This is a genomic window from Zhaonella formicivorans, from assembly GCF_004353525.1.
GTDB lineage: Bacteria > Bacillota > DUOV01 > DUOV01 > Zhaonellaceae > Zhaonella > Zhaonella formicivorans.
Genome location: NZ_CP085524.1, coordinates 925227 through 951968 on the forward strand (window position 1 = coordinate 925227; position 26742 = coordinate 951968).

Genomic DNA, 26742 nt, shown 5'->3' on the forward strand with positions numbered 1-26742 from the left:
GAGGTGCTTTATGAGAAAAAAAAAACAAAAAAGTGTACAGGTTTTGCAGTCAGGCATTGTGGATCAGTTTGCGCCTGTTGTTTTGAATTTCGCCCAAAACCATATTACCTTTGGAGAACAGGTTGGCCAGGTATTAGTTATTTTAAACTATCCCCCCAAAGTTCATGCTGCCTGGCTTTCCCGGATGTCTAACATGCCGGGAGTAGTCTGTTCAGTTCATATCGTACCCACAGACCCAGCCAGGCTGATTGAAAATATAAACAGGAGCATAGGAGAACTGACCGGTATTCTTGAACGGGGCGGGAATGCCCTCACTGTCAGCAGGGCGGAACAGTCAATCAAAGACGCTCAGGATTTGCTCAGGAAAATCGACCAGGAACAACAACAGGTTTTTAATGTGGTTGTTTGTCTGTTGGTTTTGGCTAATGATATGGAAGTCCTTGAGAGGAGAGTCAGGCAGGTACAGGCAGCCCTTGCAGCTGCGGGAATGAGGGGCAGAAACCTGATGTTCCTGCAGGAGCAGGGCCTTTTGGCAGCAGGGCCATGGTGTCATTGTCCGGAAGAAGTGTCCCGTATGGCAAAAAGAAATATGCCCAGCGAAACGGTGGCAGCCGGTTTCCCGTTCACTGCCAGCGGTATAAACGATGGTTCGGGTATAATCATCGGCAAGGATGCCGAGGGGGGTTTGGTACTGATTGATATATGGAAGCGCGGCGGCGACAGGACAAACTCCAACTGGCTTATTCTTGCCAAACCGGGAGCCGGGAAATCTTTTACAGTTAAAATGATGATCTTGCGGGAACTGGCTCAGGGCAGAAAGGTTATAGTTATTGACCCTGACAGGGAATACAAGCTCATGTGCCACGAACTGGGAGGTATGTGGATAAACTGCGGGGGAGGCGAAGCAAAAATTAACCCCCTGCAGGTCAGGGAGACCGGAAATATAAAAGATGAAGACAATCAAGAAAACGACACGGTGGTACAAAGCGCCCTGGCTGTCCACCTGCAGACTGTCAGGACTTTTTTTGCCCTCTACATGCGGGACTTAACGGATTTGGAAAAAACGGCCCTGGAAGAGACGCTGGTGGAAGTATACAGGGAATTTGACATAACCTGGGACACAATACCACGGGAAGTGAAGTTATGGCCCACCATGGCGGATTTATATGCAAGAGTACGGGAAAGGGCAGAAAAAGAACCTGGTGTATATGGCAGACTGGCGGTGCTGTTAAAGAGGCCGGCGGAAGGCGCCGATGTGGGCCTCTGGGCTGGTCAGACATCGGTGTCTGCGGATAGCGATTTTGTTGTTCTTGATGTTTACAACTTGCAGCAGGCCAACGATGAGGTCAGGAGGGCGCAGTACTTCAATGTTCTTACCTGGGCCTGGTCAAAGATAGCCGAAGACAGGACGGAGCAGGTTATTCTGGCCGTTGACGAGGCGTGGCTCCTGGCAGACCCGCAGACACCGCAGGCGCTGCAGTTTTTGAGGGAAACTTCGAAGCGGATTAGAAAATATGAAGGAGCGCTCTGGGTTATTTCCCAGAACGTGGTGGACTTCCTGGACCCGGCAGTGGCCAGGCACGGCCAGGCCCTGCTGGACAACCCGTGTTATAAATTGCTGCTGGCGCAGGGTGAAAAGGATTTGCAGGCTCTGGCCGGACTGATGAATCTTTCGGAGGCGGAAATTGAGCTTTTGGCTACTGCAAAAAGAGGGGAGGGACTGATGGTTGCAGGTTCCCAGAGGATAAGAGTTAAAATTGAGGCTGCTCCCTATGAAATGCAGTATCTGACGGGTGGGGGACGGTAAAATGCAGGCTTTTGCCAGGGCTATTATTGCTCTTTTTCCGCCTGAAGATATTGTTAAAATGATACTAACAGTCATCTTGTTGCCCATTTTGTTTTTGTCTTTGTTTCTGGTTGGGCCAACATTAATACTAATGAAGATACCTTTGGCCGGGCCGGTTGAATTAAAATATTATCAGGACGCTGCAGAAAAAATTAACAGGGAAATGCAGGATGTTGAGGAGCCGCCCTGGACTTCCCTTGACTGGAGAAAGCTGGTGGCTGTTGATGCCGTGCTTTTTCAGCAGCGGTTTAACCTTGCCTCTCCTGAAAGGGCCCAGTGGCTGGCCGAAAAGTTTACCCGTATAGTGGAGGAGAAACGGACAGAAAAAAGATGGGACAGTGAAAAGCAGGAATATGTTACAAAGACTGTGGTTGTGCAAAGGTATGTAACTTTTGACGAAGTATTGCAGGAGCTGGGCATATACGATAAAAAGCAGATGGTGGAAAACTACCTTAGCGTGGATTTAAGCCTCCTGGCGAATGTGGATGAGGGTATTGACACGGAAGGTGATTTTAGTCCGGTTGAAGGCAATTTCACCTGGCCCCTTCCCGGTTATTACAGGGTGAGTAGTAAGTTTGGCCCCAGGATCCATCCGGTTACTGGGAAAAATTCCTTCCACAGGGGTATAGACCTTCCGGCTCCCAGGGGGACCAAGATAGTTGCGGCAAAAGACGGTATTGTGGTCGGAACAAGTTACAGCCCTGTGGAAGGCAAAACAGTCGTCATTAAACATGATTTCGGGTTTACCAGGTATGCCCATATGGACAGTTTTGCTGTTACAAGGGGACAGAAGGTTAAAGCAGGTGAAAAGATTGGGGAAGTCGGGAGCACCGGCTTTTTTAGTACGGGAGCGCATTTGCACTTTGAAGTAAGGCCGGACAACAAACCGGCAGACCCGTTGCAGTTTTTCAGATGAGGAGGTTGGTTGCGCTTATATGCTTATAGCGGTTATCAGTGAAAAAAAGTTATTTGATGAGCTGGTTTCAGCAGCAAAGGCAGCAGGGCAAGTGGTATTTGAAAGATGTGTTGAAAGTCAGGAAGAACTGGGGGAAGTATTCAATGAAGTTAAAAGGATAAGCTGCGACATACTTGTGCTTGATTTTTATTCTTTGCCCGCAGAACGAGTCTTCCGGGAAGTGAGGGCATACAGGCTGTTAAAGGCTGCTACCAGAATAGTTGTGGTGGCGCCGGGTTTTAAACCGGGAAACAGTATTATGAGAAATGTGTTCGCCTTGGGGATATACGATATTTACGCACCTGAAAATATATCCGACGGTTTTGTCGATGGGCTGGTCGGGGTTTTGTCAGGCCAGCCCAAAACTATTCAGGAAGCTTGGCGATGGTATTCGGAAATTTCAGGACGGGAATTCAGTCCGGAAGGGCAAAATGGCAGCCAAAAAGAAAAAGTGGTGTACCGTGACCGCATAATTGGCACTGTTGTTATTGCCGTTGCGGGTACGGACAGGGGTGTGGGGTGTACTCACACCTCTGTTTCACTGGCAAGTTTTCTTTCAGGGAGAAAAAACAGGGTTGCTGTAGTGGAACTAAACTGTAACCCTGTTTTCTTGGTACTGGATAATAATGAGCAAGGGAGGCTTGGCTCTTTCCGGCTGAAAGGCATAGATTTTTACAGTAACGAGCTGCTGCAACGGGATGACAAACTGTTCGGCGAAATACTGCAGGCAGGTTATAACTTTGTAATTCTGGACCTGGGCCAGCTAAAGTATTGCAGTAATGAATCTGGGGTCAGGGTTTCTGACTACTATGACGAGATGCTCCGGGCCGATGTACAGGTCCTTGTCTCCGGGGGAGCACTGTGGCAGGTTAGAAATTTGGTGCCATATATGCCTGATGTGGAACCGTCATCCGGATGGTACCTGCTGTTTAATTTTATTGACGATAATATGTTTTGCAACATCCGGAGCATAATTAAAAATTACGGTTTTACTAACAGCCCTTTTGCCAACCCTTTTTGTCCCGACCCGTTTGAAATGAAAGAGGATCGGGAAAAGGTTTTTAGTTAGTACGAAAATAAATTTGAAATATTCTTTAACAACTGCATATGGCAACCAGGATAACCCGTAAAAAGGTAATAATTAACTAGCCAATGCAGATCTTGCATCAGTGAAATTAATTCTTTTGGAAAAACCATTGTAGCTGTTAAGCAACCTCGTGGGGTTCTATCACCTCCAGACCTAGTTTCTTAGCTTCAGCAATAATCCTTTTAACTCGGAACTTTTCCTGTTTTTGTTTGGCTTTTTCAAAGGATGTTTCATCGTAATCAGCATCATTTTTTAACAGGTTGTATATTATTACGAGAACTTTTCTGGCTAATGCAACAAGAGCTTTTTTGGCGCCACGGCGTTGTTTGATTTTCCAATACCAGGATGATAAGTAGCTTTGACGTATTCGGGTGATGCACCAAGCAACTTCACATAGGATCCGTTTTAAATAGGTGTTACCGTTGGTGGTACGAGTGGACTTTTTTTTCCTGCACTTTCATTGTTACCGGGGCTTAAGCCCGCCCAGGAACAGATATGTTCAGCGGTTTTAAAACGACTCATATCAATTCCGATTTCCGCCAAAATGGCTGCTGCTGCAGTTTTATCAATGCCCGGTATGCCGTCTAGTTGCTCTAGTTGTCTTTGATACTGAGCCAGTTTTTCTTCTAAGTTTTGCTCTACTTGACGGAGATGCTCGTAATGCTGATCTAGCCAACCTAACAATAGCTTTAGAAACTCTCTTTGATGAACATCCATTTTGCCATTGACAGCCTGTTTGATCTCATGGAGCTTATTCTTAGCACGCCCCTTTACAAAATTCTCTACTTCCCGGGCGGATATTTTCCCATGGTGGCTAAGATGATCCATAATCGCCCGGCCCGATACGCCGAAGATATCGGTCAGGAAGGTAGAGAGCTTAAAGCCGCAGCTTTGTAAGTGTTTTTCGATCCGGTTTTTCTGTGACGTAATTTCCTCGATGATACTTTTGCGGTACCGGGTCAGATTACGGAGTTCCCGGATTGGTTTGGAGGGAACAAAACTTCCTTCTAATAATCCGGCACGCAAAAGGGTAGCTATCCATTCGGCGTCCTTCATGTCGGTCTTTTTACCGGGTACATTTTTCATATGCCGGGCATTGGCAACAATCAAAACCATACTGCCGTCAAAGGCTTCTTCCAACACGTTATATACAGGCTGCCAATAGATGCCGGTGCTTTCCATTGCAACATGCCGACAGTTCTCATTTTCTAGCCAAACTTTCATTTCATCTAGCCCGGCAAGAAGGGTGGAAAAGGTGCGGATGGTTTTAACCGGTTCCCCGTCAACATTGCCTTTTAATAGGCAGGCTACAACCGTTTCTTTGTGGACATCAAGACCACAACATATTTCCAGGATGTCTTGCATGTAACTCACTCCTGCTCCAAAGAATTTCAGGGATGATTGCTCGAGAAATAAAGATTTTAGTACCCGTGCTGTTCCCAAGTCCTTAAGAACAAGGGGCGACAATTGGCTGTGCTCAAAAGCAATCAAGTTAGGTTATTTAACGAGGTTATACCATCAAAATAAAATCAACCTTTGTCCCTGATAATTTCAATGTAGCAAAAAATCCAACCTTTGCAATAACTTAGCTAATTTTCATGATTGGTTGTGCCTTCCAGGCATGGGTGGTTATTTACTAAAGGCTGTACTTCCAGGAGCTACGAAAAAAAGAAAGTTTCTGGGGCTAATTGGATAATTTGCTTTACCCTTCAAAATGAATCACGTTTCTAAGCGGACGGAACATAATGCATATTATGTGCATTCTTTTTATGGACATGGTTACATTTTGGTTATCTTATTGCGGCATATCACTATTATGTCCAAAGAGTTGCTGAATAAATCAAGCTCCGCACTCCCTAGAAATAAGAGTACGAAGAGCGCTTTATTAATATAACAAAAGCCAGTGCGTGAACTTTTTGAGATGTAATAATTGCAATTTAATTGGTTAATTTTTCAAATTAAGGTATAATTAACTTAATAGAAATTTGGTAGGTGAATAGTAATGAAAAAATGTTTTTGTGTATTTTTAGTAATTTCAATTGTTTTGGTTAACGTATTTCTAGATCCCCCCGCAAAGGCTGCTAATTTTATCTCTGTGTTTATTAATGGAGAACAAAAAATATTCACCCCTGCTCCCATGATGGTTTCTGGACATACTCTCGTTCCAATGAGAGCGTTTTTTGAAGCACTAGGAGCAGAAGTTGAGTGGGACAGCACAAACAATATTGTTACAGGAACAAGAGATGATACTATCGTATCTTTAAAAATTGGCAAAAACGAAGCCTACGTTAACGGTAAGTTATTTAAACTACAAGTACCTGCACAAATTATTAAAGGCTCAACTTATATCCCTCTTAGATTTGTAGGGGAAGCGCTGGGTGACACTGTGGTTTGGGACAGTATTACCAGTTCAATTAAAATAACTTCTAAAAACTCTCCAATAAACCCGAACAACAATATTTTTAATTCTCTTCAAGAAATGGAACAGCTTGCTGAAAAAGTTAAACAAGCAAGAGATTTTGATAGTAAAGGTATAATTTCTTACAATTCCGGCAATGTTTCTGAAGCTATCGAATACTTTTCCAAGGCAATTTCTTTGTACAATGAAGTTCTAGCAGCCGATTCTTTAATGACTGCTACAATCAAAATAGAAAAAGCTTATTCTCATTACAATTTATCATTTGCGTTTCGGGATAATAAAAGCACACCAAATAATTTAGATAAAGCTATTGGTGAAGCACAGGAAGCTATAAAACTTCTTCCGGAAAATCCCGAATTTTTTGCCGCTTATGCTGATTTGCTGCGGAAAAAAGGTCTTTATGATAAAGCTATTGAAAATTTCCAAAAAGCTATTGACCTAGAAAATAAGAGTTATACTGAAATTGTTAATTTGTATAACCAATCGAAAGACAATAGTAATGTTCCAGATTTCATAAATAGTTTAGCAAATCCAGATGAAATTGAGACCGTTCATAATCAGGCGTTATCAAATTATTATACTTGGATGGGTTTAGCTTATGTTGGGAAAGATAATATAAAAAAAGCTGAGGAGTTATGGGATAAAGCTGAAGCACTAGATCCGAATAATGTTCAAGTAGCTGAGTTCCGTGAGGATATTGCTAGAATTCTTACTTCTGCAATAAACACTACTCCTTCGGTTCCTGTGGTGCCGGTAACTACTGACGATGTTATTGAAAGTCGGATTGACGGTGAGTTTGAAGGCTGGGATGGAGATACAATTTTTAAATTGATGAACGGCCAAATTTGGCAGCAGTCCTCGTTTAGCTATGTTTACCATTATGCTTATATGCCGAAGGTTACAATCTATAAGTCCGGCACTCTATATAAAATGAAGGTTGAGGGAGTAGATAAGGAGATTTCGGTTATTCGATTAAAATAAAAATAATTAAAAGGACCTCCCCGTAATTTTTAGGGAGGTTAAATTTTATTTAACATTGTTCTAGGGAAAGCACTAAACTAAATTTGCGAGAAAATCGACTGTTAAGTGTAACATCGTAGAGCCGTTTTAACCGTAAGTCGCCATTTGTCCGAATAATCATAGGTTGGAATGTAAAATTCCTGAGTACAACGGGTGATGTATAAAGACAGTCCAAGGATCTTCCTGACTACACCAAGATTTGTAAATGATAAGGCTATACATCTAATTAGCGTTTAGCATTCCAAAGCAATGCAACACAGATAGAGGCAATGACTTGTAATTAATTTTTTAATCTCCTTAACTCAGACCCCTTACGATTTCTCTAACGAAATCAAAAGGGTCTTTTATTTATTACAAACAAAGTAGCCATTATTCTTCTGGCGCCTCGGTCGAACATTTCATTACGCACTGCTTCATTCAATGTACCACCTCGGCGCTAAATTTAACGCCCTGCCTCCGGTACCTCCGGCAGCGCGTTTTTATTTTATTACCCCTTAGGGCTTTGGCGATTATACCGGTGTGGTCTCATTCAGTCAAGAGCAAGCCCCTGTGAACATATCCTCCTGGGTAATATGCATGTAAAATGCAGTCCGGTATCCTTCCCAGGGGTGCTCCGCAACGCTTCGCACTCTTGACTTCCTGGCCCACACCAGGGATGGGCTAACCGCCCCTAAGGGGTAATCGTTAAAATTTAACTTTATATGAAAGGTGGTACTTTCAATGAAAGAGGATTCCTGTAATGAATTAAAATGAGCTTTGAAAAAAGAAGTACCTCCTGTTAACATACGAGGTGTCGAGGTGTCGATTAACTAGCGACCCTTAAATAACAGAGGAGGTACTCAATATGAAGTATAACCAGAACTCAAGAATTTTGCAAATAACAGAAAAGACTTTAATCATTGGTGTAGATGTAGCTAGCGAGACAAATTACGCCAGAGCTTTCGATTACAGAGGCGTAGAACTAGCTAAGCTACTAAAATTCAATAATGACAACAACGGCTTCAAGACATTTTCTGAGTGGGTAAAAAGTGTGGCAAAACAACAGCAGAAGCAGCAGGTAATGGTTGGGATGGAGCCTACGGGACACTATTGGTTTACCTTTGCCCAGCATCTTAAGGATCACCAGCTGAAAATAGTACTAGTGAATCCGTTTCACGTAAAGCGAAGCAAAGAATTGGATGATAATAATCCGACCAAAAATGACCGAAAGGACCCAAAACCATTGCCATGCTGGTAAAAGACGGTCGATACATGGAACCGTACATTCCCGAAGGAATTTACAGCGATTTACGAAATGCAATGGAAACCCGCTTAAGATTAGTGAAGCAGCTTAACAGCATCCGAAACAGAGTTAAACGCTGGATAAGCATATATTTCCCGGAGTTCAACAGAGTCTTTGGGGATTGGGAAGGCAAAGCAGCAATAGTAACGCTAAAAGAGTTTCCAACACCGGATAAAGTACTTGAAAAAGGCGTCGAAGGCATAGTTGCCAGCTGGAGAAAAGAAATCAGCAGAGCTGTTGGAGTTAGACGAGCCAGCCAACTAGTTGAGGCAGCAAAGATATCAGTAGGAGTACGAGAAGGATTAAGAGCAGCTCAAAATGAACTTGCCACACTACTAGAAGAATATGAAATGCTGCAGAGGCAATATGAAAGGACAATGGCTCTAATAGAAGAATTAGCCATGCAGATTCCCGGTATTGAAGAAATGCTAAAAATCAAGGGAGTAGGCCTCATAGCAGCAGCAGGGTTTATAGCTGAAGTAGGGGATATTACAAGGTTTGAACATCGAAAGCAGGTACAGAAGCTGGCGGGACTAAGCCTGAAAGAAAATAGCTCAGGAAAGCATAAGGGCCAAACAACTATTAGCAAACGAGGGCGAAAAAGGCTAAGATCGTTGTTATTTCAAGGGATTATGCCCATAGTGGCTAAGAACAACGAATTTAAAGAACTACACCAGTACTACACAACAAGGCCACAGAACCCGCTCAAAAGAAACAGTCGCTAGTACTCTTATGCTGTAAGCTCATAAGGATATTTTACACCTTACTGAGAAAAGGCGTAGCTTATGACCCACAAAAAATGATGAGTGATATAAGAAGGCAAGAATTACAGGAAGCAGCCTAAAAAAAGCACCGCAACTGACAATGTTACATTTCATCCGTTTGCCAGTCAAGGGTAAAGACTGCGTCGCCGCTATCGCGGCCCCTTGACAGTCAAACTCCTGCAATGTAACAAGCAATCAAGCGGTGCTGGAAATGTAAAAAAACCTTGCTTAATTAAAGATTACGTTCATTGACAAAGCGAGCCGGAATAGTCAGGTTGAAATTTATCCATAAGGGCATTTGACCCAGCAAAGGAGCAAGGCTGACATCCACCTCATGGGCAGGCAGTACGAAGGAATTTAGGGGCACAGACCCTGTGAGACATGGGAGGTTTGCCACCGGAGAACAAGTGGATTACATGGCCGAAATACGTTTAAAAGACGCATATTCTGTCGGTATACACTTGTTAATCCAGATATATACAAAAATAGGCATATTGTCCAAGAGGATTGACTTTGTACAAATGAAAATCTAAGATTAAGCGAGATTTTCAAAGAAAATTAAAGATTATAGAGGGAGGATACTAAGGCAAAAATCGGTCAGGCGGTTAATCAGATTTTACAAATGTTTGAAGCCGGGGAAATGCCAAAAGCGATAGCCAGGACTGTTATCGAAATGAAGTGCCAGCCAGTACCGGCTGCAAAATGGAGTTTGGGAAACCAGTTAATAATGTTTGCTAACGGGACCAGTGATGCCAGGGGTTTTAAACAATGGCAGGAGGTAGGCCGTTATGTTAAAAAAGGCGCTAAAGCGTTTTATATCCTGGGTCCTTTGACTAAAAAGGTTAAAGTTTTGGATGAAGACACGGGAGAAGAAAAAGAAAAGGTTGTAGTATATGGTTTTAGATCAATTCCCGTTTTTGCTTATGAGGACACGGAGGGGAAAGAGCTTGAAAAACCGGATTACAGACCGGCGGAACTACCGCCCCTGGTTAATGTCGCTAAAAAATATGGTGTTTCTATAAAATACAGTCCTTTTACAAAAAAGTTTTATGGCAGCTTTAATTTAATCAAAAAGGATATAACGTTGTGCAGTCACGATGTGGACGTATTTTTCCACGAACTGGCCCATGCAATCCACAATACTGTCAGGCCGTTAAAAGGCGGCCAGGACAGGGAGCAGGAGATTGTTGCAGAAACAGTTGCCGCAGTTCTTTGCCAGATTTATGGCTACGAGGGGTATATATACCAGGGCTATAAGTACATTCAAAAATATGCTGAAGCGGAAAATGGAGCAGGGACTGTAAAAGCAATTATGAGAGTGCTGGGTGACGTTCAAAAGGTTTTGGAAATAATTTTAGATACTCAGGAAAGTTTAGAGACAGCCTGTTAAGCTTATATGAACTACAAGCCTGCCAGGTGGACAAAAGCCCGGCTGGCTGCAAAAGATAACGTGCTTAGGGAAAGGTGGTATTAGTATGCAAAAAATTACTAATATAGTTCAACAGTTAAAAATGGATGTCAGGAAGCTCGGTATGCCTACGTTATTATTCCAGAGTTTTGCGTTTACCTTGGAAGTAAAGCCTACTTCAATCATTGAATCTGAGTTTGGCATCTGTTTTATGACGGAAGGACAAATGGCGGGTTTCATCAGTAAATTTCATGCTGCGTTGCAGGAGGTAAACAGGCCGGCCAACCTTATAGTCGCTTGCAAAAAGTGCTATGAAATAACTGATGCAGAAACCGGTGATTCCAAAGGATATGTATTTTGGCCAGGAAATTAAGGAGTTGATAGCAATGTTCAAAATAAAAAGTCCTTTTGAGATTGTAGCGCACTTTAATGATGCGGTGGCAAAAGGTGTTAGTGTTGTTTTCAGGGGCAGGATTGGGGTGGTTGTGCATTACTTTATATTTAATACTCTTTTTGCAAACATTTTATATTTTGTCGGTAAAAAATTAAATGAGTTTCAAGTTAACGTGGTATTCAAAAATATTCACGTGGATCCAGCAGTTGAGGCGCAGTTAAAAGCCAGGCTTGAGGCAAACATTTTTGACCCTGTTTTTTGGACTAACCCATATATACTTTTGTATGTCACACCTTTTATAGTTTTGTACTTAATCTGTTTTCTCTCTCCTTTTATTCTGGCCGGAAAAGCCTCCCGAACCTATTGTAAGCGAGATGATGTATAAGCGGTTTAGTACGTACAGAGAAATCATACTTTGGTTGATCTTTTGGTATTCGGTTAGGGGTAAAAGATAAAGGGTTAAAATGATAGGTGGTGTCCAGTGTGACATCATTTTTTATTAATATGAATGCGAATCCCGAAGATTAATCTGTGGTCTTAAAAGAGGAAAAATTTAGAAGTATGTCGAACTTCTTTTTCAGAAAAATTTAAGCGGGGTGTGTGTATTGACGTGGACAAGTTGACAGAGGGAACTTGGATCGTAAATACAATCAAACACTTATCAGAACTAAAGCAAAATACAACGGAGCTTACTTTTTTCGAAGCTACAGAACAAGCAGGTAAAGCCGGTGCATTGCTTGGTCGATTAGTTGCTGACAAGCAAGAGATCGTGCCATACCAAAAAGCAAGAATATTTGCCCGTCAGTCCAGCATTAGTAGTGGCGAACTGATCACTTATTTAAATTATTTACGACAAGCTGAAAAAATAGATTATACAGTCGATGAAATGGGAAGACCTAAAGAAATAGAGGTATATTGTTTCTCGGGTAAAGAAGCATTGGAGACCGTATCTACAATATATAATAAACTAGAGCCACAGGAAGAGGAACAAGCTAGTTTAATAGGATTAAATTATACTTTTGAGCTACCTAGAGTTCCTGACGAACTTAAAGAGTTTCTGACGAAAAATGGGGTATCTGAAGAGTGTGCAGCCACAACAATCGAACTTCAGAAGACATTTGGACTTGTGAAAGTAAGTGGAGAAGGTTCCGATCAAGTTTTATATAACGAGTATTCTTTTAATGGAGATCCACAGCGAGTAGCAAAGGCTTTATCTGCACTAGATAATGACGAACGCGATATGGTAATGGAAGTCCAGCGATTGGTTTCGGAAACTCCAGGATTTCTCATTGAGGATATACCCTCTACAATTAAGCCACATATAGTAGAAATGATGGAGGGCGTAGGGTTACTTGATGGGATAACAGTCCAATCGGCAATTGGTTCGGCTACCTTCCTGACAACTCCGCAGTTAAGGGGTCCAGGGGTTGGAAGTTTTTTACTCTCCGAAGACGTGTTTCATAAAGCAAAGATTTTGTTAAGTTGTTTAAGATTTGGCCAAACCAAGTCCTCATTTGGAAGAGGAAAGATTTCGACTTTAGAAAAGATGTTGAATATAGTAAACAAATTATTACGTGGAGAATGGGTCGGACCTGCAACAGCTATCGGCGAGGATTATGCGTTGTTGGAGATGGATGGAGTTATCCAAACAAGACCCACCGAACCCTACGGATTTTATATGAAATTAAGGCAATATGAAGTTGGAGAACTGGTTCGACAAATGATAACCTATAATAGAGTTGCTCTAGAGATAGAATCGAATATCGGAGATCTGCTTAAAGAACAACCGAGCAGTTGCGTAATTCCAGAAACAAGAAAAAGTCAGATTTTAGCGAAGTCTACAGCTCCAGTTGAAGCCTTAAGAAATAAGATGCTTTCAACCTTAAGGACAGGAGGTGTTAGTAGATGACGAATGATAATAAATCGGTTAAGAAAGGTCTTGGTTTTGAGTACCAAGTTTCGGGTATGTTTCAAAGCCAAGGTTACTTAACCAGAAGGGGTATTCCCCTTCAATATGGGGTTTCAAATCATGATGTAACTGATATTGATGTATTAGGAATAATTTTTACCAATCCTTTTCAGGGACATAGAATAATTTGTGATTGTAAAAATAAAGCGAGATCTAAGCCTTATGAACGGATATTTTGGGCAAAAGGGCTTGGGGAGTTTGTGAAAGCAAATAATGTATTTGTTGCTTTAAATAAGACCCAGTGGGAAATTATTCGTTTTGCATCCACTGGCGGTGTGAAGGTGCTAACAAGTGAAATTTTAGAGGAATATAAAGACAAAAGATATTCTATTGGTTTAGCCGATGGAGATTTTTATAGTGAATATGAAAGTAAACTTCAAAAAGTCGCAAAATCCAACTCATACATAAATAGTATTTTGTCTAATACCAGAAAGCTTTATTTACATGAGAATCCTTATGTTGCTGTAAATATTTGCTTGGAGTTTTTGAAAAGCGTTGCTCGCGGTCTTGATCACGCTGGCAATCATAATAATGATCACCGAGATACATTGAAGTTTCTCGCTTGTGAGCTAACTATCTTGGTAGGACTCCAGATCCTTTGGATTTGTTCTGATGTTTTAGGGTTGCCGGGGGGAGCAAGACGTAATCATATTACATCGAAACTTACATATGGAGATTTAGACCCGAAAACCGCTAATGATTTAATAAGTACTGTAAAAGACTTGGCGAATGAGATAATTAGATCATCAGTTCCTAAATCAGTTGCTCCTAAAAGTATTGACCTAGGTTCGATCGATCCTCCCCCATATACAGATAGCCTAATCGGGTTAATCGAAAGAGCATTAGCTCGTCCAAATTTATATCTAACTATGCCACAACACCTTGACTTTCTGCTTTTTGAACAAGGACTAAAAGGTAAGGAATATTCTGAGGAGCAACTGATGAATGTATTCGGGTATGGTTTATCCGATGAGAGATTTAAGGTCTCACGGAACATTCTTTCATTTGTCAGGGAGTCCTGCGGTTTGGATTGGAAATCTTTATGGAATAAGGGAGAAATCCAGAAACAAGTATCAACTAATCATGTAAAACCTAAGGAAGTGATTGCAACTAGGGAGGACATAAAACCGACAAAATTAAAGGAAAATGATAAAGCAGATAACAGACCTCAACAAGTAACAACCGAAGATGAGTTGAGTAGTTTGAATAAGGTCGGATGGACTGAATAAGTCGTAATTACTAGTCTAGAGAGCCTCTAGACATTTATTTTTCTAAAGATCGAACTTGAAATTTTATATTTTAATACACTTGGGTTTATGTTTTTTGTAATATAAAAAACAAGATTCCAGAACTTAATTTTTTAATTTTTTTACTTTGTTTCCTGGATTGTAGTGGCTCAAAATATTTGACCGCGTTTAGCTCACATTGACTGGCCGCATTTTCATCTCACTTTATTTGGCCGGGTAGCTCTTAAGTACCGCCCGGCCATTAAGAAGGGCTTACAACGCAAACTCGTTTTTAATTACCACCTTAACCATATGGTCATCTATGAGCCTTTTTTGTTCTAAGACGCCGCCATGAGGTAGGCAAGACACATGTTGTTACCTTACGGGCAATGCCACCGGCGTATTCGTATGCCTCGTCCACTGACGCCAGAAAAAGAAATCCTTTTTCTAAACGGCAACTGAATCTCAGCTAGGTAAGGTCAAATAGTGTGAGGGCAGAAACAAAGATTTTCAGCGCTGAGGCCGTTAAATAGATATTTGCTTTTTCCATAGGGATTCCAGAGTAATTAACAATCTATATATACCCTATGCTTGATGCCCGGATTCAGTTCAGTCATGTGGTTGACTAACCTAACCAACTGGCAACCTTATTTGACATCTCATGACAACCGCCACTGACGGTTGTAAAGTGGCCGTCAAATAATGTAGGCATCAACTCCCCTGGCAGATGCTCGGGTTGCTCTTCAGTATTACCCTATCTTTCTCCTAGTAAGAAACATTATATATAACGCAATTTTCCAAGTATCTGTTTCATCTTACCAACCTAGGTTCCCATTTCAGTCTCAATTTTTCTTCTATTAGGTGTTTTAATATATATATTCTTATTTTTATCTGACTTATTTCAGAATCTAACATAAATATATTGCCTTCGGCCGTTTTCGAAGCTTTTAAAATTCGACGATTTCCAGTAAGGTCAACTATTTCTGAGTCGGGAAAAAGATTATCATCTAAATCCCAACACACTATACCTGCAAGTCTATCAAAAGAATGATTTAGCCGATTTCCTAATTTGTATTTAAATTCGATAAATTGGTAATGAGGCCTTGCAAGATCTAAAGAACTTTTTGTAGCAACTAAAGCATCATAGCCCTGCCTCGTATCGTAATCAATAACTTTAAAGGGAAAAATATCAGGATATTTTATTGATAATATTAAAAATAACGCAAAAACACCCTGCTCCTGCCTGGGTTCAATTAATTCTATCCCATCATCAGTTATGATAGTTTTCTTTTTTTTAAGGTAATTTTGCCTTCGTGAAAAATCTTTAAGTTCATCTTCTGCTTTTTTATAAATTTTAACCTCGTTTTCCATATCTAAAAAATCTTCATATTCATTTGAACTTCTTATTTCATCAATAATTTTTTCGGCTATATCCTTTATTTTAATCAAAAGATCATTAGGTGTATTTTCTATTGAACCTCTGTTAGCAGTTAACTCTAAGCCCTGGCAATTTATAAACCCATGAAATTTAGTCCATTCACTCTTTTGGAAAAACCAATCGTTTACTCTTTGAACAGGTATATAATCTTTTGCTAACCAAATGCCATATCTTTCTGAAACTGTGTATAATCCTTCACGTCTACCCGATTTTAGACAAGGATTGTAATCTCTCTTAGCTTGATCTCCTTCTACACTTATAAAAATATCCATTGTGATATGTCTTTTTTCAGGAATGGTAATATTTTTGAACATCCAATATTTAGTAAAATACTTGCCACGGTTATTTTCTTTTATATTATCTTTTTTGAAATGTGAATCTTTAAATCTTTCTGGTGGAAAGACGTGCCCAGGATGAATGGTTTTATAATCTTTTGAGTCAACCCCTCTTACCAATACTTCGCATTTTGCCCATCTCCTGTTTTTTCTTTCTGGATATAAAGCTAATTCAAAAGAACCAAGTTTTGTAAACCATAAGATATAGTCAATCATTTCTTGGGTTGTAAAATGATCATTGTTATTGTTGTTATATCCTATAATTTTAATATTAGTACTATGGGTTTTTATATTGATGCTATTTTTACTAATGGTATAATTGACAATTGGAACTTTTCGCTGATTTAAAATAATTAAAGGTTTATCAACCCATGCTTTGATAATAGGCCCATTAAGAGCTATTGTTGTAACTTCAATTTTATTAGAATTGTAGTAAATTTTGGTTCCATGACCCTTATAACCAATCGTTTCCTCTTCTTGTTCCTGGTATTTAGCACTGTAACCTAATGAAAAAAATTTTTTAATTTCTTCTTCATTCATTCCTACTCCATTATCAAATACGGATATAACTAATTGCTCTCCTTCATCCGTATTTTCCATTTGTGCAGATATGGAAATTTTTGTAGCTCTTGCATCAAGAGAATTATGAATTGCTTCCCTAATAATTTCTAGTGGATTGGTAAAATCCTTTGAAATTTCTCTAAACTCTGAGGCTGCGTTCACTTCAGGTAAATAGGTTTGAATTTCCTCATTCATTCAATAATCTACCTCACCTTCCTGCGTGTATTTGTTTAAATTGCCAGATTGCTTTAATTGTTATTTTCCTTTACTCTACTTATTGGGTTAATAATCCTTGTTTGACATTAATAGTGCAAACATAGCTGCTAAATTTTATTCATGAATTTTAATATAACCTGTTGTCGCTCACTTACTTTGACGGTAGAATTCTCACCGCATATGGTGTAAGAGTTTGGCCGTAATCAGTCACTTTGATGAAAATTCACCCGCTATTCATTTACAGTTTAGGAGGAAAGGCCAGTCATCATGCCACTCTAGCCGCCGGTCAAAGTCGGCCAGTATTCTGGCAATATGGGATTCTTCGATTACTTCGTGACCACGTTGGACCGCCCTGACTGCAGATCTGGTTAATAATACGCGGATGCCCTGACTGGTTGCATGGACCAAGGCCATAGCAGTTTCAGAAAAAAATCGGGATGGCCATGCCAGCTGTCTTCATCTGGCAACGGATGTAATGAGCAGTCTCCTCCGGGCTAAGCTCCCCCAGATGGTTGCAGAGGAATTCTTTGGGCAATAGCCTCAGATTTTTTGAGCCGTAAGGTTCGCTGCAGTTCGAGCTGCCCCATCAGGATCAGAGGAAAAAGAGAGCAAGAGCCATCTAGTTTGATCACAAACCGTAGTTCCCCCAGCATGGCCTTACTCATTATACTTAAATATCTTATTCTATTTCCCATTTTTCAGGTTCTTCCGGATTGTTGTTTTCTACCCATTCTAGTACGAAATTACATAATTCTTCATAAGAACTATATTGGTACGGATGGTTATGCTCAATGATATTTTTTAGTAATAAACGGAGTTTTTCAAATTGGGGGTTTGTTTCAAAGTCATCTTGATGAATAATTTTTATTGCATGGAAAGGCTTGTCCCCTTTCTGTAGGTAACCAAAATAGTATTGTTCAAAATCTGGTATGTGTGTAATGCTGAAACAGCTAGGAAGATTTTTATCCCTCTCACTAACTACTTCAGCTATCCGTTTATTTATTGTCCACATACTATTTGTTACCCAATTTCCATCACGACGTACTTTTGGTGAGTCGGAATCATGAAGAATTGTATACGTTGTCCCAAAATGATTCAGTATTTTGACAAATAATGGTATGTTGGCTTTTCCCATACAATTTACTACGTGAATGTTTAAATTTGGATTTTGGTTACTGGCTAAGAGTGAGTTTAGTACTGCATGTTCAGTTTCACCTTCAACAAGTATCACGTGGTCTGCAAAGAAAAACTCATTTACAGTTGGATGACAAGAGCGAATCATTCTAAGTCTATCTCTTTCATCACCATCGAATTGCGCTTTTTCTGTTGAAAAAATTTTTGAGCCTTTACTAGCATCTCGTTCCACTCTAATAATTGTAGTATGAGGTTTAGAAACGTCAATAAAAATAGGGGAGTGGGTGGTAACCATTACTTGCCAACCTGAAACCTCAGCTAGGCTATACAACGCCTCTCTTGCGGCTCGAATTGCAGGAGGGTGTAAAAAAACCTCGGGTTCTTCAACAAGTAAAATACGTGGTTCTTCTGGGCTTATCGTTTTCTTACCTTGTTTATATCTGCCAATCTCGGCTAAAGCGCCGATAGCTGTCCAAATAAAAGTTCTTTGCAAACCTGTACCTTGTTGAGACAAAGGATAAGATTCGCCAAGTGGATCTTTTATTCGAACATGACTACCTGCACCAATAACTTTCTCCGGTTCAATTTTTCCCGCGGAAGGTTTTATTAAGATCTCGTGGTCTGGGAAAACTTTATCTAATTTGTCTTTCAAATTGTCAAAGGTTTCTTCAATCGTTGTAGCAATTTCCTTTTGGACTTCTTCAGCGATCTTAATGAATTCATTTATTAACCCATCAACTTTAGTTGAGTCATTTTTTACTTTCTCTTTTACCGCGCTAGTTAAGATTTCTAGAATTTTGGATTCAATATCTTTTGAACTATCTGTCGGTCTAATTGTTAAAGGAGTAGGAACACAAGATGATATAAGGCTATCAAATCCTCCCATACCTCCTTCTTTCCAATCTCCAATTGAATTATCCCAAGAATATTTTTGCCCTTTTGAACCAGGTGAATTCCACTGCCATTTTACCCTTATGCATTTACCAAATTCGGTGTCATCATATATCCATTTTGTTGTTTTAATCTTTTCTATATCTTCATTAGAAATTTCCACAAAAGTTCCGATAATTTCGACTGGTACATTTTTTCGCTCTCTGTGAAACCATGTTTCTTCTAGTGGCTCTCCAGTACCGGAAAAAGCTTCATACGCCTTTAAAACAGTGCTTTTCCCTGAATTATTTGCCCCTATAAGTACAACAATGTTGTCAATATGAATGGTAATGCCTTCCTCTCCAATGCAGCCAAAATTTTTGATTTCTAAAGCTGCCAATTTCACTATTTTCACTCCCCATGATATTTAATTATTTTAAACTGTAGAATTTTGTGTATTGTATAATGAAACCAAATATGCTACCAAGTTGTCCAAACAAGAATTTTATTTTTTATCCTTAGCTTTATTCCTCAACTGCTTAATTAGCCTTCTTTCGTCTAGGCTGCAGAGGTTTTGGCTGGCGTTCTATTTATTGACTCCTTGATTTTTAGCAGGTCTGCCTGATTTTCAAGGTAAGCTATGCTTTCCTCACCTAAAGTTGCGATTTTTTCAATCAGCCTTTGTTTCTTGGGGGATAAGGCTGGCAGTTGCGCCCGGGAATCTTCCCTGAAGAATTCAGCTAGCGTTATGCCAAGCGCGGTACAAATACGTTCTAAGGTCAAAATTGTGGGCTCGATTAGGCCCTGCTCAATATTTAACAAATCGGCATGGTTTATCCCGGCCAGAAAGGCAAATTTTTTAGTGCTGTAACCTTTTTTTCTGCGAAGACTGATTATACGTACAGGTATCTTCATAATTATGGCTCCTGAAGATTTTTAAATAAGTTCTTTTAGACGAGAAGAAATAGTGTACCTGGTAATTTTGTAAAGATTCAATGCCAGCATAATATTCAAACCCAATTTTTGGAACGGTATTTTGTCGAATTTTGCCAAAACTAATAAGACTGCTGCTCATATTCGAAGCAACAGTCTTTTTTATTTCTGTTATTTAAGTCTGTAGAATTTAAAATGTTAACTATCTGAAGAGCCTTCCTTTAATACCGTTACAGATGTCTCATCAGTTGCCTTGTCCAAGGATTCCTTGATTTTTAGCAGTTCCGCCTGTTTTTCCAGGTGTTCTATGCTTTCATCGCTGAGCTCTGAAATTTTTTCAATAAGTTTTTGGGTTTTGGGGGACATCAAGGATTGATCTTCAGAAAAAAAGTCAGAAAGTGTTACACCTAATGCATTGCAAGCCCTTGATAAAAGCTCAATAGAGGGCATAGAACTAGAGTTTTCTATCTTGCTAATAGTAGAGGGATCTACATTAAGCATCTTAGCTAATTTATTAGCTGAAATCTTTTTAACTTTTCTTAAGGTTCTTAAGCGTTCCCCAATATCTAGCATAAGAGATCCTCAATTTGAATTTAATTCAACCTTAATTAAATAATATCATAAAACATATAGAAGCAAAATCTTGAATATATTTCAATTATAAGTATTGATATATTGAATATAATCCAATATAATTGTTTTTAAAGGAGTGATTATCGTGATAGGAAAAAACATTCGATATTTTCGTACTAAAGCTGGATTTACTCAAGAGCAACTAGCGTATATGACAAATACAGATATTTCCACCATATCTAAAATTGAAAATAACAAAGCTAACCCATCAATTCCAACACTAAAAAAGATAGCAAAAGCTTTAGAAATTCCTGTTACCAAACTTATGGAAACAAACGAAGATCAGTGTAGTAATGATTCTTAAATTATTTATTTTTCTTCTTTTATATATTAATTCCTTCTAAAAAATGGAAGAGGGGAGAAAACCCAATGTATAACGTTTTCTATGTACCGGCATTGAAAGAAAAGTCTGTAGCCCAGAAAATCATGAATTACAACAACAACCTGAAAGTCCATGTGTTTGAGTCCAAGGAAATTAAGCTGCAGGATGGCAAAGAGATAGCTGCTGGTAAATGTTTGTTTTCATCCTATATCGTTGTGGAAAGCGAAACATGGGATGACAACCTTTACTATGCTGTTAGGGGTTGTGGGGCTATCAGGCATTTAGGAGCTATAACTGAGGCAGAGTTTTTTGATATGTGTAAGAAAGCCGGCATTGAAAGCGTTATCGTTGAGGAACCGGTTTTTATTGAGGATAAACTCAGAAGCATGTTAAATAAAACTTTGGCAGCTGCTGAAAAGGCAAAAATAAGCTGGAGCGATTTACCTACCAGGGTTAAAAATATGCTTGAGTCTTTACGTAAGAGAAACAGCGAATACTGGGAGTATGTAAGAAATATGGACTTGTTAGCTCCTTTCCGCCGCCTGAGCGGAAAGAAATATGTCCTTTCTTTTCCCCGTGCAGTTTATGAAAACATGAAGGAGGACCTGCATGGCCTGTCGCCTGTTTCAGCTGCCCTCTGCCTGGCCAGGACTGCGGGGGACCAAGTCCTTACCTGATAAGCTGAATTGTTTAGCTGTTAGATGTTTTATGTTTTTGACTTTCTTACATACTTATGAACGGGGAAAATGCGAAAAAGCAGCCGCGCCAGGCTGCCTTTCCAAGATGTGCGCATAGATACAACAGTATTTAAATGTTATTTGCTATATTGTAACCTAAATGTTTCTGTATTAGTATTATCAACATGGATTTTTGACGGCAGGGAAGAAAACCCAAGCGATTCCTTGTTGTTTCGGCAAAAAAAATTTAATATGGCAGCCGGGGAGGGCGAAGCTGTGCCCATTGTGGCCCAGCCATTATAGGTAGGTTAGAATTTATAGTACATTGCCATCTTATTGTTTATAGTAGCGGTAGGGGTGAGGTAAATGCCCAAGGTTGACAGCCTGGCCATAGAGTTTGGAAACTTATCAAAACATGAAGCGTTAGAAATGCTTAAAGCGATTGAATCTGTTTTTTCAGACTGGGACAATCATTAGGGCGGTATTTATAATAATATGTAATTTATCTAATAGTAGTTTCCAATATTTATTTTTTCCATATGCGAGCGGTTAAGTAAAAAGCCAAATTAAAGGCTCTTTTATTTTTTGTATGAAAGGATGGATAAAAATGTGGCTGTCCTTTAAACCGGTCAAAAATAAAGAAATGGTTGTCAGGGTTGCTGGTAACCTTGCCGGGAAAGCAGTGGTCGAGCAAGTAAAAGACAGGTGGGTATTAAAAATCTGGTTAAACGGAGTTAGGAGGTTGCGCCGATGAGTCTTCAGGTATTGCATACTGTTTCCGAGGAAAATAATCTGCCTAAGGGCAAAAAGAAGTTTTATTCGGTCGAAGAACTTTTGGAGCATGAAATAATTAAACAGTTGGGTATCGGACGAAACAGAATGTACGAGCTGCTGAAGAAAGATGTAATTCACTCCGTAAGGATTGGACGTAATTACCGCATTCCCCTTTCAGCTTTTGAACAGTTTCTTAAGTCACTGGATGAACTTGAAATAAGGTCTTTATGATATATATGATATAATTTCATCGGATTATAAACACCGGCAAACATGCTAACGTGAAAGGGGAGGGAGTAAATATAGCAAGTATCGGTAAAAAGCCGGTTGGTATTAACAAGGAAGGGAAAGAGGTCTGGCAGGTCAGTTGGCGCGATCCCGACGGAAGGCAGAGGCACAAAAGAATAGTCGGTAAGAAAAACGCTCTGGCCTTCAAGGCAAAAATCGAATACCAGTATAATACCGGTACTCTGATTCCCAAGTCCAAGGAGAAAACAGTGGGGCAATGGCTCGATGAGTGGCTGCAAACCAAAGAAAACAAAGAATATAAAACTTTTATGGACTACAAACTCATCGTGGAAAAACACCTGAAACCTGCCCTGGGTGATATTCCATTATCACAGCTCAAGCCTATTAATATTGAAAATTATTACACAAAAAAGCAAAAGGAAGGGAGAGCGGATGGAAAAGAAGGCGGCTTGAGCAACAAAACACTGGCAAAACACCACAGAGTTTTAAGGATGGCGCTGCAAAAAGCGGTAGCAAATGATTTGATACTATACAACCCGGCTGAACGGGTTAGCGATGTGCCAAAACCTGATAAAGAAAAGGTCGGTAAAAAGCTGAATATAAACGAGGTACAGGAGTTAATCAGACTTACCAGGACTACTGACATCGGTTTTATCGTGCAGCTGGCGTTGCTCACTGGCCTAAGGCTTGGGGAAGTTTTGGCAATGAAATGGATGTATATAGACTGGGAAAAACGCCTTTATACTGTCCGCGAAACATTGCAGCGGCAAAAGATAGTAGATGAAAACGGGGTCTTGGTAAGTAAGCTTGTTTACAAGCCAAAGCCGAAGTCGGGTGTAACGCGGAAGGTGCCTCTGCCTATGGGTATCATTATGCAACTCAGACAGCTCAGACGAAAACAGGCGGAGGATAAGCTGAGGGCAGGGGAACTGTATGAGGACCATGACTTAATCCATTGTCAGCAAGACGGGACACCCTGGGAACCTTCAAATATAAGCAATAAGTTCCACAGCATTATAAAAAACAGCAACCTGCCGGCTATAAGACTTCACGATTTGCGCCATACTTTTGTTTCTAGTTTAATTCAGGACCTGAAAATCGATTATAAGACGGCCAGTGCGCTGGCCGGCCATGCCGACCCTGGATTTACACTTAACACATACTCGCATTCTGAGTTTGAATATGAAATGAAGGCCATCCAGCAGCTGGAGGACTACTATCTAAACGGACTTTGCGGGGAAAACACAAAAAAACAGCTGCAAAACCTAAAAAACGGATAATGTTTGCAGCTGTTTGTACTTTGGGATTTAAACCGTAACATGAAAACCCCAAAGCCCTTTATTTCATTGGCAGGGGAGACAGGAATCGAACCCGCAACCAACGGATTTGGAGTCCGCTACTCTACCAATTGAGCTACTCCCCTACTGCACGTATTATTATACAATCTGAAATAAATTAAGTCAACATAAAGTGGCAGGGATTTTTTGGCGGCAATTTAGAGGCGGCAAATTAACTTCTTTTTCTATTACTAGCAGGTATCTTCTGTCTATCAACGAATAAAAATAAAGTATTATTATTTTCCCTATGTAAAGAAAACTTGGCCGATCTACTTTCTGATTTGCCAAGAAAGGAACATTTTATTCTTTTGAGCATATTAATACTTAAGAGCTTACGGAGGAGGCGCAACCATGCGGAAAAAGGTAGCGGTGTTGCTTGGCGGTAGATCAGCTGAGCGTCAAGTATCTTTAAAAACTGGAGAAGCTGTTTACCAAGCTCTGCTGAGCAAAGGTTACGAAGCACTAAAAATTGATGCGACAGGCCCGATAGTAGAAGAATTGAACAATTTTAAACCCGATATTGTTTTTATTGCTTTACACGGCAGGTACGGTGAAGATGGAACAATACAGGGTTTGCTGGAAACATTGGATATTCCTTACACCGGCTGTGGTGTCTTAGCCAGCGCATTGGCCATGAACAAAATATACACAAAAAAAATCCTACGCTACGAAGGAATACCTACGGCGGATTTTCTAACTATTTCAGCTGGCGAATTTAAAAATAAAGAAACTAGTGAGCTTTTAAATTTGATTAGAACTAAATTAGGCTACCCTGTAGTCGTTAAAGCTCCAACTCAGGGTTCGACAATAGGAATTTATTTTGTTAAAAAAGAAGAAGAACTGCTGGAAGCGATTAATAATGCATTTGCATATGATTCTGTGATCATGGCGGAAAAATTTATCGTAGGAACGGAAGTCACGATCTCGGTATTAGGAAATGAACAGCCCTTTGCGCTGCCTTCTTTGGAAATCATATCAAAAACAGGGGTCTACGATTACCAGGCAAAATATACGGTGGGGTTAAGCGAGCATATTATACCTGCCCGTGTCCCTGCTGAGGTACAGGAAAAGCTCAGCAGTATTGCAGTCGAAAGTTACAAAGCAATAGGCTGCCGTGGTTTTGCCAGAGTAGATTTTATAGTGGGGGAGAACGGCCAGCCTTATGTCTTGGAAATTAACACTATACCAGGAATGACTGAAACCAGCCTCTTGCCTGATGCTGCTAAAGCCGCAGGTATTGAATTTCCTGATCTGGTTGAAATGATTATTAACCTTGGTATGGAAAAGTAATGCATGTTTAAGCGGTAAATCCTGTTAATGCGGCAGGATTTAAACGCGCCTTGTCGAATTAGAACGGTAATATAAAAATGTTAGTTTAATTCAACACGTAGCGTCTAGAGACCCAGAGTTCCAAGGCCAGTGTTTATTTTTTGCTGGCTTTTATAAAAGCCAGCTTTTTGTTTTGTGAAAAAACGAACGGTCACGAGGAGGTGAAAAATGTATACTCGATGCAAAGCCGAACTAACACCTTTATTTCAACTCCTGTATCTGCATACTATGCTCTGAACAACTCCACAAATGCAACAATAAAGTTGAACAAAATACCTAATTTGGTCTTTGCGTTACTGTTCATTAAGCTGTTCTTTTGGCCAAGAGTATGGCTTCTTTGAAACCGATTATTAAAAGCTTTGTTTTCGGTCTTATACCCTACGACCTAAAGTGAAGGAGTGAATTAACCTTGTCCAGCTCAAGAACTAAACCCTTGGCTTACCTGTGGGTTTTAGGTCTTACTACCTTTTTATTTACTTTCCTATTGCTGATAAGTCTATATTATGGCTCGAGCGAAGTTTATGCCAAGCCAGATTTTGGCTCTGAATGCGCTAGCTGTCATAACGGTACCACGGCGCCGAAACTTGGTAGTGGAGAGGCACAACCTGCTGAAGACACTACAACTAATCAAAGTAGCTCCTCGAAAAATACATCGGCCCCGGTAAAACCGACCTCGCCTGAATCAAATCCGGACAAATCAGGTGATGTTAAATCAAATTCAAAGGCAATATCTAGTTCAAAATCCGGTAATGGTGCCAGTTCGAATTCAACAGAAAATCAATCAGTCCAATCCATTCAGGCAAAACCAATGGATAACAAAACATGTTTAAGTTGTCATGCCAATAAAAAACTTAGTACTGAAATAGATGGGAAAAAACTAAGTTTATTTGTGGACAAAGAAATTTTTAATACTTCTGTTCACGGAAAACTGACTTGTACAAGCTGTCATAGCAATTTTCAACAAATCCCACACCAAAAATTTGCTACTATTAAAGACTTTAAAATAGATACAATTAAAAATTGCCAAACATGTCATGCAAAACAAAGTGAAAAATACTCAAATAGCGTACATAGTAAAATTGCGGGTTCTGGCGGACCTACTTGCTCCGATTGTCACGGGGATGTTCACACAATCACTAAAGCTAAATTAATTGAAAATGCTTTAGTGGGTAAAAATGAGCTGATAAAAAAATCGGTGGAACTATGCACTTCTTGCCATACAGGCAAGGTGAAAGAGAGCTATGAAGAAAGCTTCCACGGTAAAGCTGTTGCTCTGGGAAGCACTAAAGCTCCTTCCTGTGTAAGCTGTCATGGCTCCCATGAAGCGCTAGTTTCCCCAGACGCTATCGGCCAAAATTGTGCCAGCTGTCACGGGGGCTCAGCTGCGAAATTAGCGAGTTCTGGTCCCGAACATTTTACTCTTGAACCTAAGGGAGAATCTCGCCCTATGTATTTCACTTACAAAACTTTTACTTGGCTAACCATTATCACTATAACACTTTTGATAATTCACATTGAGCTGGAACTTTTCCGCAGGCTAAAAAATGCTAAGTAATGTACCTAG

The 26742-nt window shown here is 40.0% G+C and carries 20 protein-coding genes, 1 tRNA gene and 2 pseudogenes; 17 read left to right on the top strand and 6 right to left on the bottom strand.

From position 1 onward, the window contains the following. Window positions 1-10 precede the first annotated feature (10 nt). Genes EYS13_RS04565 through EYS13_RS04575 form a run of 3 tightly spaced genes read left to right on the top strand, consistent with a single transcriptional unit; the run spans window position 11 to window position 3870 of the window. Window positions 11-1807 carry a VirB4 family type IV secretion system protein gene (locus EYS13_RS04565; RefSeq protein WP_227766361.1) on the top strand — a complete coding sequence of 599 codons (1797 nt, stop codon included), beginning with the start codon at window positions 11-13 and terminating at the stop codon, window positions 1805-1807. Window position 1808: 1 nt separating this feature from the next. Then, window positions 1809-2762: a M23 family metallopeptidase gene (locus EYS13_RS04570; RefSeq protein WP_227766362.1), complete on the top strand. Its 954-nt coding sequence runs from the start codon at window positions 1809-1811 to the stop codon at window positions 2760-2762. A gap of 19 nt (window positions 2763-2781) precedes the next feature. Next, on the top strand, window positions 2782-3870 hold the full coding sequence (locus tag EYS13_RS04575; protein ID WP_227766364.1) for a CpaE/TadZ family protein: 1089 nt from the start codon (window positions 2782-2784) through the stop codon (window positions 3868-3870). 136 nt (window positions 3871-4006) lie between these two features. Here EYS13_RS04575 and EYS13_RS04580 read toward each other — a convergent pair. Beyond that, window positions 4007-5253 (bottom strand): annotated as a pseudogene (locus EYS13_RS04580) (IS110 family RNA-guided transposase). A gap of 637 nt (window positions 5254-5890) precedes the next feature. Here EYS13_RS04580 and EYS13_RS04585 point away from each other — a divergent pair. The 7 genes and pseudogenes from EYS13_RS04585 to EYS13_RS04615 all read left to right on the top strand — a co-directional run bounded on the left by EYS13_RS04585 (window position 5891) and on the right by EYS13_RS04615 (window position 14373). Next, window positions 5891-7288 carry a stalk domain-containing protein gene (locus EYS13_RS04585; protein WP_227766366.1) on the top strand — a complete coding sequence of 466 codons (1398 nt, stop codon included), beginning with the start codon at window positions 5891-5893 and terminating at the stop codon, window positions 7286-7288. An 883-nt stretch (window positions 7289-8171) separates the two neighbouring features. Continuing rightward, window positions 8172-9453 (top strand): annotated as a pseudogene (locus EYS13_RS04590) (IS110 family RNA-guided transposase). 533 nt (window positions 9454-9986) lie between these two features. Beyond that, complete coding sequence (locus EYS13_RS04595) at window positions 9987-10763, top strand: ArdC-like ssDNA-binding domain-containing protein (protein WP_340641278.1); 777 nt, start codon at window positions 9987-9989, stop codon at window positions 10761-10763. A gap of 85 nt (window positions 10764-10848) precedes the next feature. Continuing rightward, complete coding sequence (locus EYS13_RS04600; protein WP_227766369.1) at window positions 10849-11154, top strand: hypothetical protein; 306 nt, start codon at window positions 10849-10851, stop codon at window positions 11152-11154. A gap of 13 nt (window positions 11155-11167) precedes the next feature. Then, window positions 11168-11560, top strand: coding sequence for a hypothetical protein (locus EYS13_RS04605; protein ID WP_227766371.1), 393 nt, complete (start codon window positions 11168-11170; stop codon window positions 11558-11560). A 225-nt stretch (window positions 11561-11785) separates the two neighbouring features. After that, window positions 11786-13084: a hypothetical protein gene (locus tag EYS13_RS04610; protein WP_227766373.1), complete on the top strand. Its 1299-nt coding sequence runs from the start codon at window positions 11786-11788 to the stop codon at window positions 13082-13084. Then, entirely contained in the window at window positions 13081-14373 is a 1293-nt protein-coding gene (locus EYS13_RS04615; RefSeq protein ID WP_227766376.1) for a hypothetical protein, read from the top strand. The genes EYS13_RS04610 and EYS13_RS04615 overlap by 4 nt, the downstream gene beginning before the upstream one ends. Window positions 14374-15180: 807 nt before the next feature. On the opposite strand, the gene EYS13_RS04620 is transcribed toward EYS13_RS04615, so the two are convergent. The 4 genes from EYS13_RS04620 to EYS13_RS04635 all read right to left on the bottom strand — a co-directional run bounded on the left by EYS13_RS04620 (window position 15181) and on the right by EYS13_RS04635 (window position 20430). Then, a complete protein-coding gene (locus tag EYS13_RS04620; RefSeq protein ID WP_227766379.1) occupies window positions 15181-16899 on the bottom strand; it encodes an ATP-binding protein in 1719 nt (572 codons plus the stop codon). Window positions 16900-17599: 700 nt separating this feature from the next. Beyond that, entirely contained in the window at window positions 17600-19330 is a 1731-nt protein-coding gene (locus EYS13_RS04625; RefSeq protein WP_227766382.1) for an ATP-dependent nuclease, read from the bottom strand. 152 nt (window positions 19331-19482) lie between these two features. Next, window positions 19483-19839, bottom strand: coding sequence for a helix-turn-helix domain-containing protein (locus EYS13_RS04630; RefSeq protein WP_227766384.1), 357 nt, complete (start codon window positions 19837-19839; stop codon window positions 19483-19485). 216 nt (window positions 19840-20055) lie between these two features. Next, window positions 20056-20430 (bottom strand): helix-turn-helix domain-containing protein, encoded by a 375-nt coding sequence (locus tag EYS13_RS04635; protein ID WP_227766386.1) that lies wholly within the window; start codon window positions 20428-20430, stop codon window positions 20056-20058. 145 nt (window positions 20431-20575) lie between these two features. Here EYS13_RS04635 and EYS13_RS04640 point away from each other — a divergent pair, with 145 nt between their 5' ends. From EYS13_RS04640 to EYS13_RS04660, 5 genes are all read left to right on the top strand, one after another. Continuing rightward, on the top strand, window positions 20576-20794 hold the full coding sequence (locus EYS13_RS04640; RefSeq protein ID WP_227766388.1) for a helix-turn-helix domain-containing protein: 219 nt from the start codon (window positions 20576-20578) through the stop codon (window positions 20792-20794). A 65-nt stretch (window positions 20795-20859) separates the two neighbouring features. Then, window positions 20860-21489 (top strand): hypothetical protein, encoded by a 630-nt coding sequence (locus tag EYS13_RS04645; protein WP_227766391.1) that lies wholly within the window; start codon window positions 20860-20862, stop codon window positions 21487-21489. A 607-nt stretch (window positions 21490-22096) separates the two neighbouring features. Beyond that, the gene (locus EYS13_RS04650) at window positions 22097-22243 is read left to right on the top strand and encodes a hypothetical protein (RefSeq protein WP_227766393.1); all 147 of its coding nucleotides are present in this window, start codon (window positions 22097-22099) and stop codon (window positions 22241-22243) included. Next, window positions 22240-22494, top strand: coding sequence for a helix-turn-helix domain-containing protein (locus EYS13_RS04655; RefSeq protein WP_227766395.1), 255 nt, complete (start codon window positions 22240-22242; stop codon window positions 22492-22494). The genes EYS13_RS04650 and EYS13_RS04655 overlap by 4 nt, the downstream gene beginning before the upstream one ends. 50 nt (window positions 22495-22544) lie before the next feature. Continuing rightward, window positions 22545-23792 carry a site-specific integrase gene (locus tag EYS13_RS04660; RefSeq protein ID WP_227766396.1) on the top strand — a complete coding sequence of 416 codons (1248 nt, stop codon included), beginning with the start codon at window positions 22545-22547 and terminating at the stop codon, window positions 23790-23792. A 67-nt stretch (window positions 23793-23859) separates the two neighbouring features. On the opposite strand, the gene EYS13_RS04665 is transcribed toward EYS13_RS04660, so the two are convergent. After that, a tRNA-Trp gene (locus tag EYS13_RS04665) sits at window positions 23860-23935 on the bottom strand. A 265-nt stretch (window positions 23936-24200) separates the two neighbouring features. On the opposite strand from EYS13_RS04665, the gene EYS13_RS04670 reads away from it, so the two are divergent. After that, on the top strand, window positions 24201-25139 hold the full coding sequence (locus EYS13_RS04670; RefSeq protein WP_227766398.1) for a D-alanine--D-alanine ligase: 939 nt from the start codon (window positions 24201-24203) through the stop codon (window positions 25137-25139). Window positions 25140-25587: 448 nt separating this feature from the next. Beyond that, window positions 25588-26733, top strand: coding sequence for a cytochrome c3 family protein (locus EYS13_RS04675; RefSeq protein ID WP_227766400.1), 1146 nt, complete (start codon window positions 25588-25590; stop codon window positions 26731-26733). Window positions 26734-26742 lie beyond the last annotated feature (9 nt).

Coding starts and splice junctions, on each gene's coding strand:
- EYS13_RS04645 (WP_227766391.1), top strand. CDS start 20,860: ATGTATAACGTTTTCTATGTACCGGCATTGAAAGAAAAGTCTGTAGCC.
- EYS13_RS04615 (WP_227766376.1), top strand. CDS start 13,081: ATGACGAATGATAATAAATCGGTTAAGAAAGGTCTTGGTTTTGAGTAC.
- EYS13_RS04575 (WP_227766364.1), top strand. CDS start 2,782: ATGCTTATAGCGGTTATCAGTGAAAAAAAGTTATTTGATGAGCTGGTT.
- EYS13_RS04585 (WP_227766366.1), top strand. CDS start 5,891: ATGAAAAAATGTTTTTGTGTATTTTTAGTAATTTCAATTGTTTTGGTT.
- EYS13_RS04600 (WP_227766369.1), top strand. CDS start 10,849: ATGCAAAAAATTACTAATATAGTTCAACAGTTAAAAATGGATGTCAGG.
- EYS13_RS04605 (WP_227766371.1), top strand. CDS start 11,168: ATGTTCAAAATAAAAAGTCCTTTTGAGATTGTAGCGCACTTTAATGAT.
- EYS13_RS04635 (WP_227766386.1), bottom strand. CDS start 20,430: ATGCTAGATATTGGGGAACGCTTAAGAACCTTAAGAAAAGTTAAAAAG.
- EYS13_RS04655 (WP_227766395.1), top strand. CDS start 22,240: ATGAGTCTTCAGGTATTGCATACTGTTTCCGAGGAAAATAATCTGCCT.
- EYS13_RS04630 (WP_227766384.1), bottom strand. CDS start 19,839: ATGAAGATACCTGTACGTATAATCAGTCTTCGCAGAAAAAAAGGTTAC.
- EYS13_RS04620 (WP_227766379.1), bottom strand. CDS start 16,899: ATGAATGAGGAAATTCAAACCTATTTACCTGAAGTGAACGCAGCCTCA.
- EYS13_RS04650 (WP_227766393.1), top strand. CDS start 22,097: ATGTGGCTGTCCTTTAAACCGGTCAAAAATAAAGAAATGGTTGTCAGG.
- EYS13_RS04565 (WP_227766361.1), top strand. CDS start 11: ATGAGAAAAAAAAAACAAAAAAGTGTACAGGTTTTGCAGTCAGGCATT.
- EYS13_RS04670 (WP_227766398.1), top strand. CDS start 24,201: ATGCGGAAAAAGGTAGCGGTGTTGCTTGGCGGTAGATCAGCTGAGCGT.
- EYS13_RS04570 (WP_227766362.1), top strand. CDS start 1,809: ATGCAGGCTTTTGCCAGGGCTATTATTGCTCTTTTTCCGCCTGAAGAT.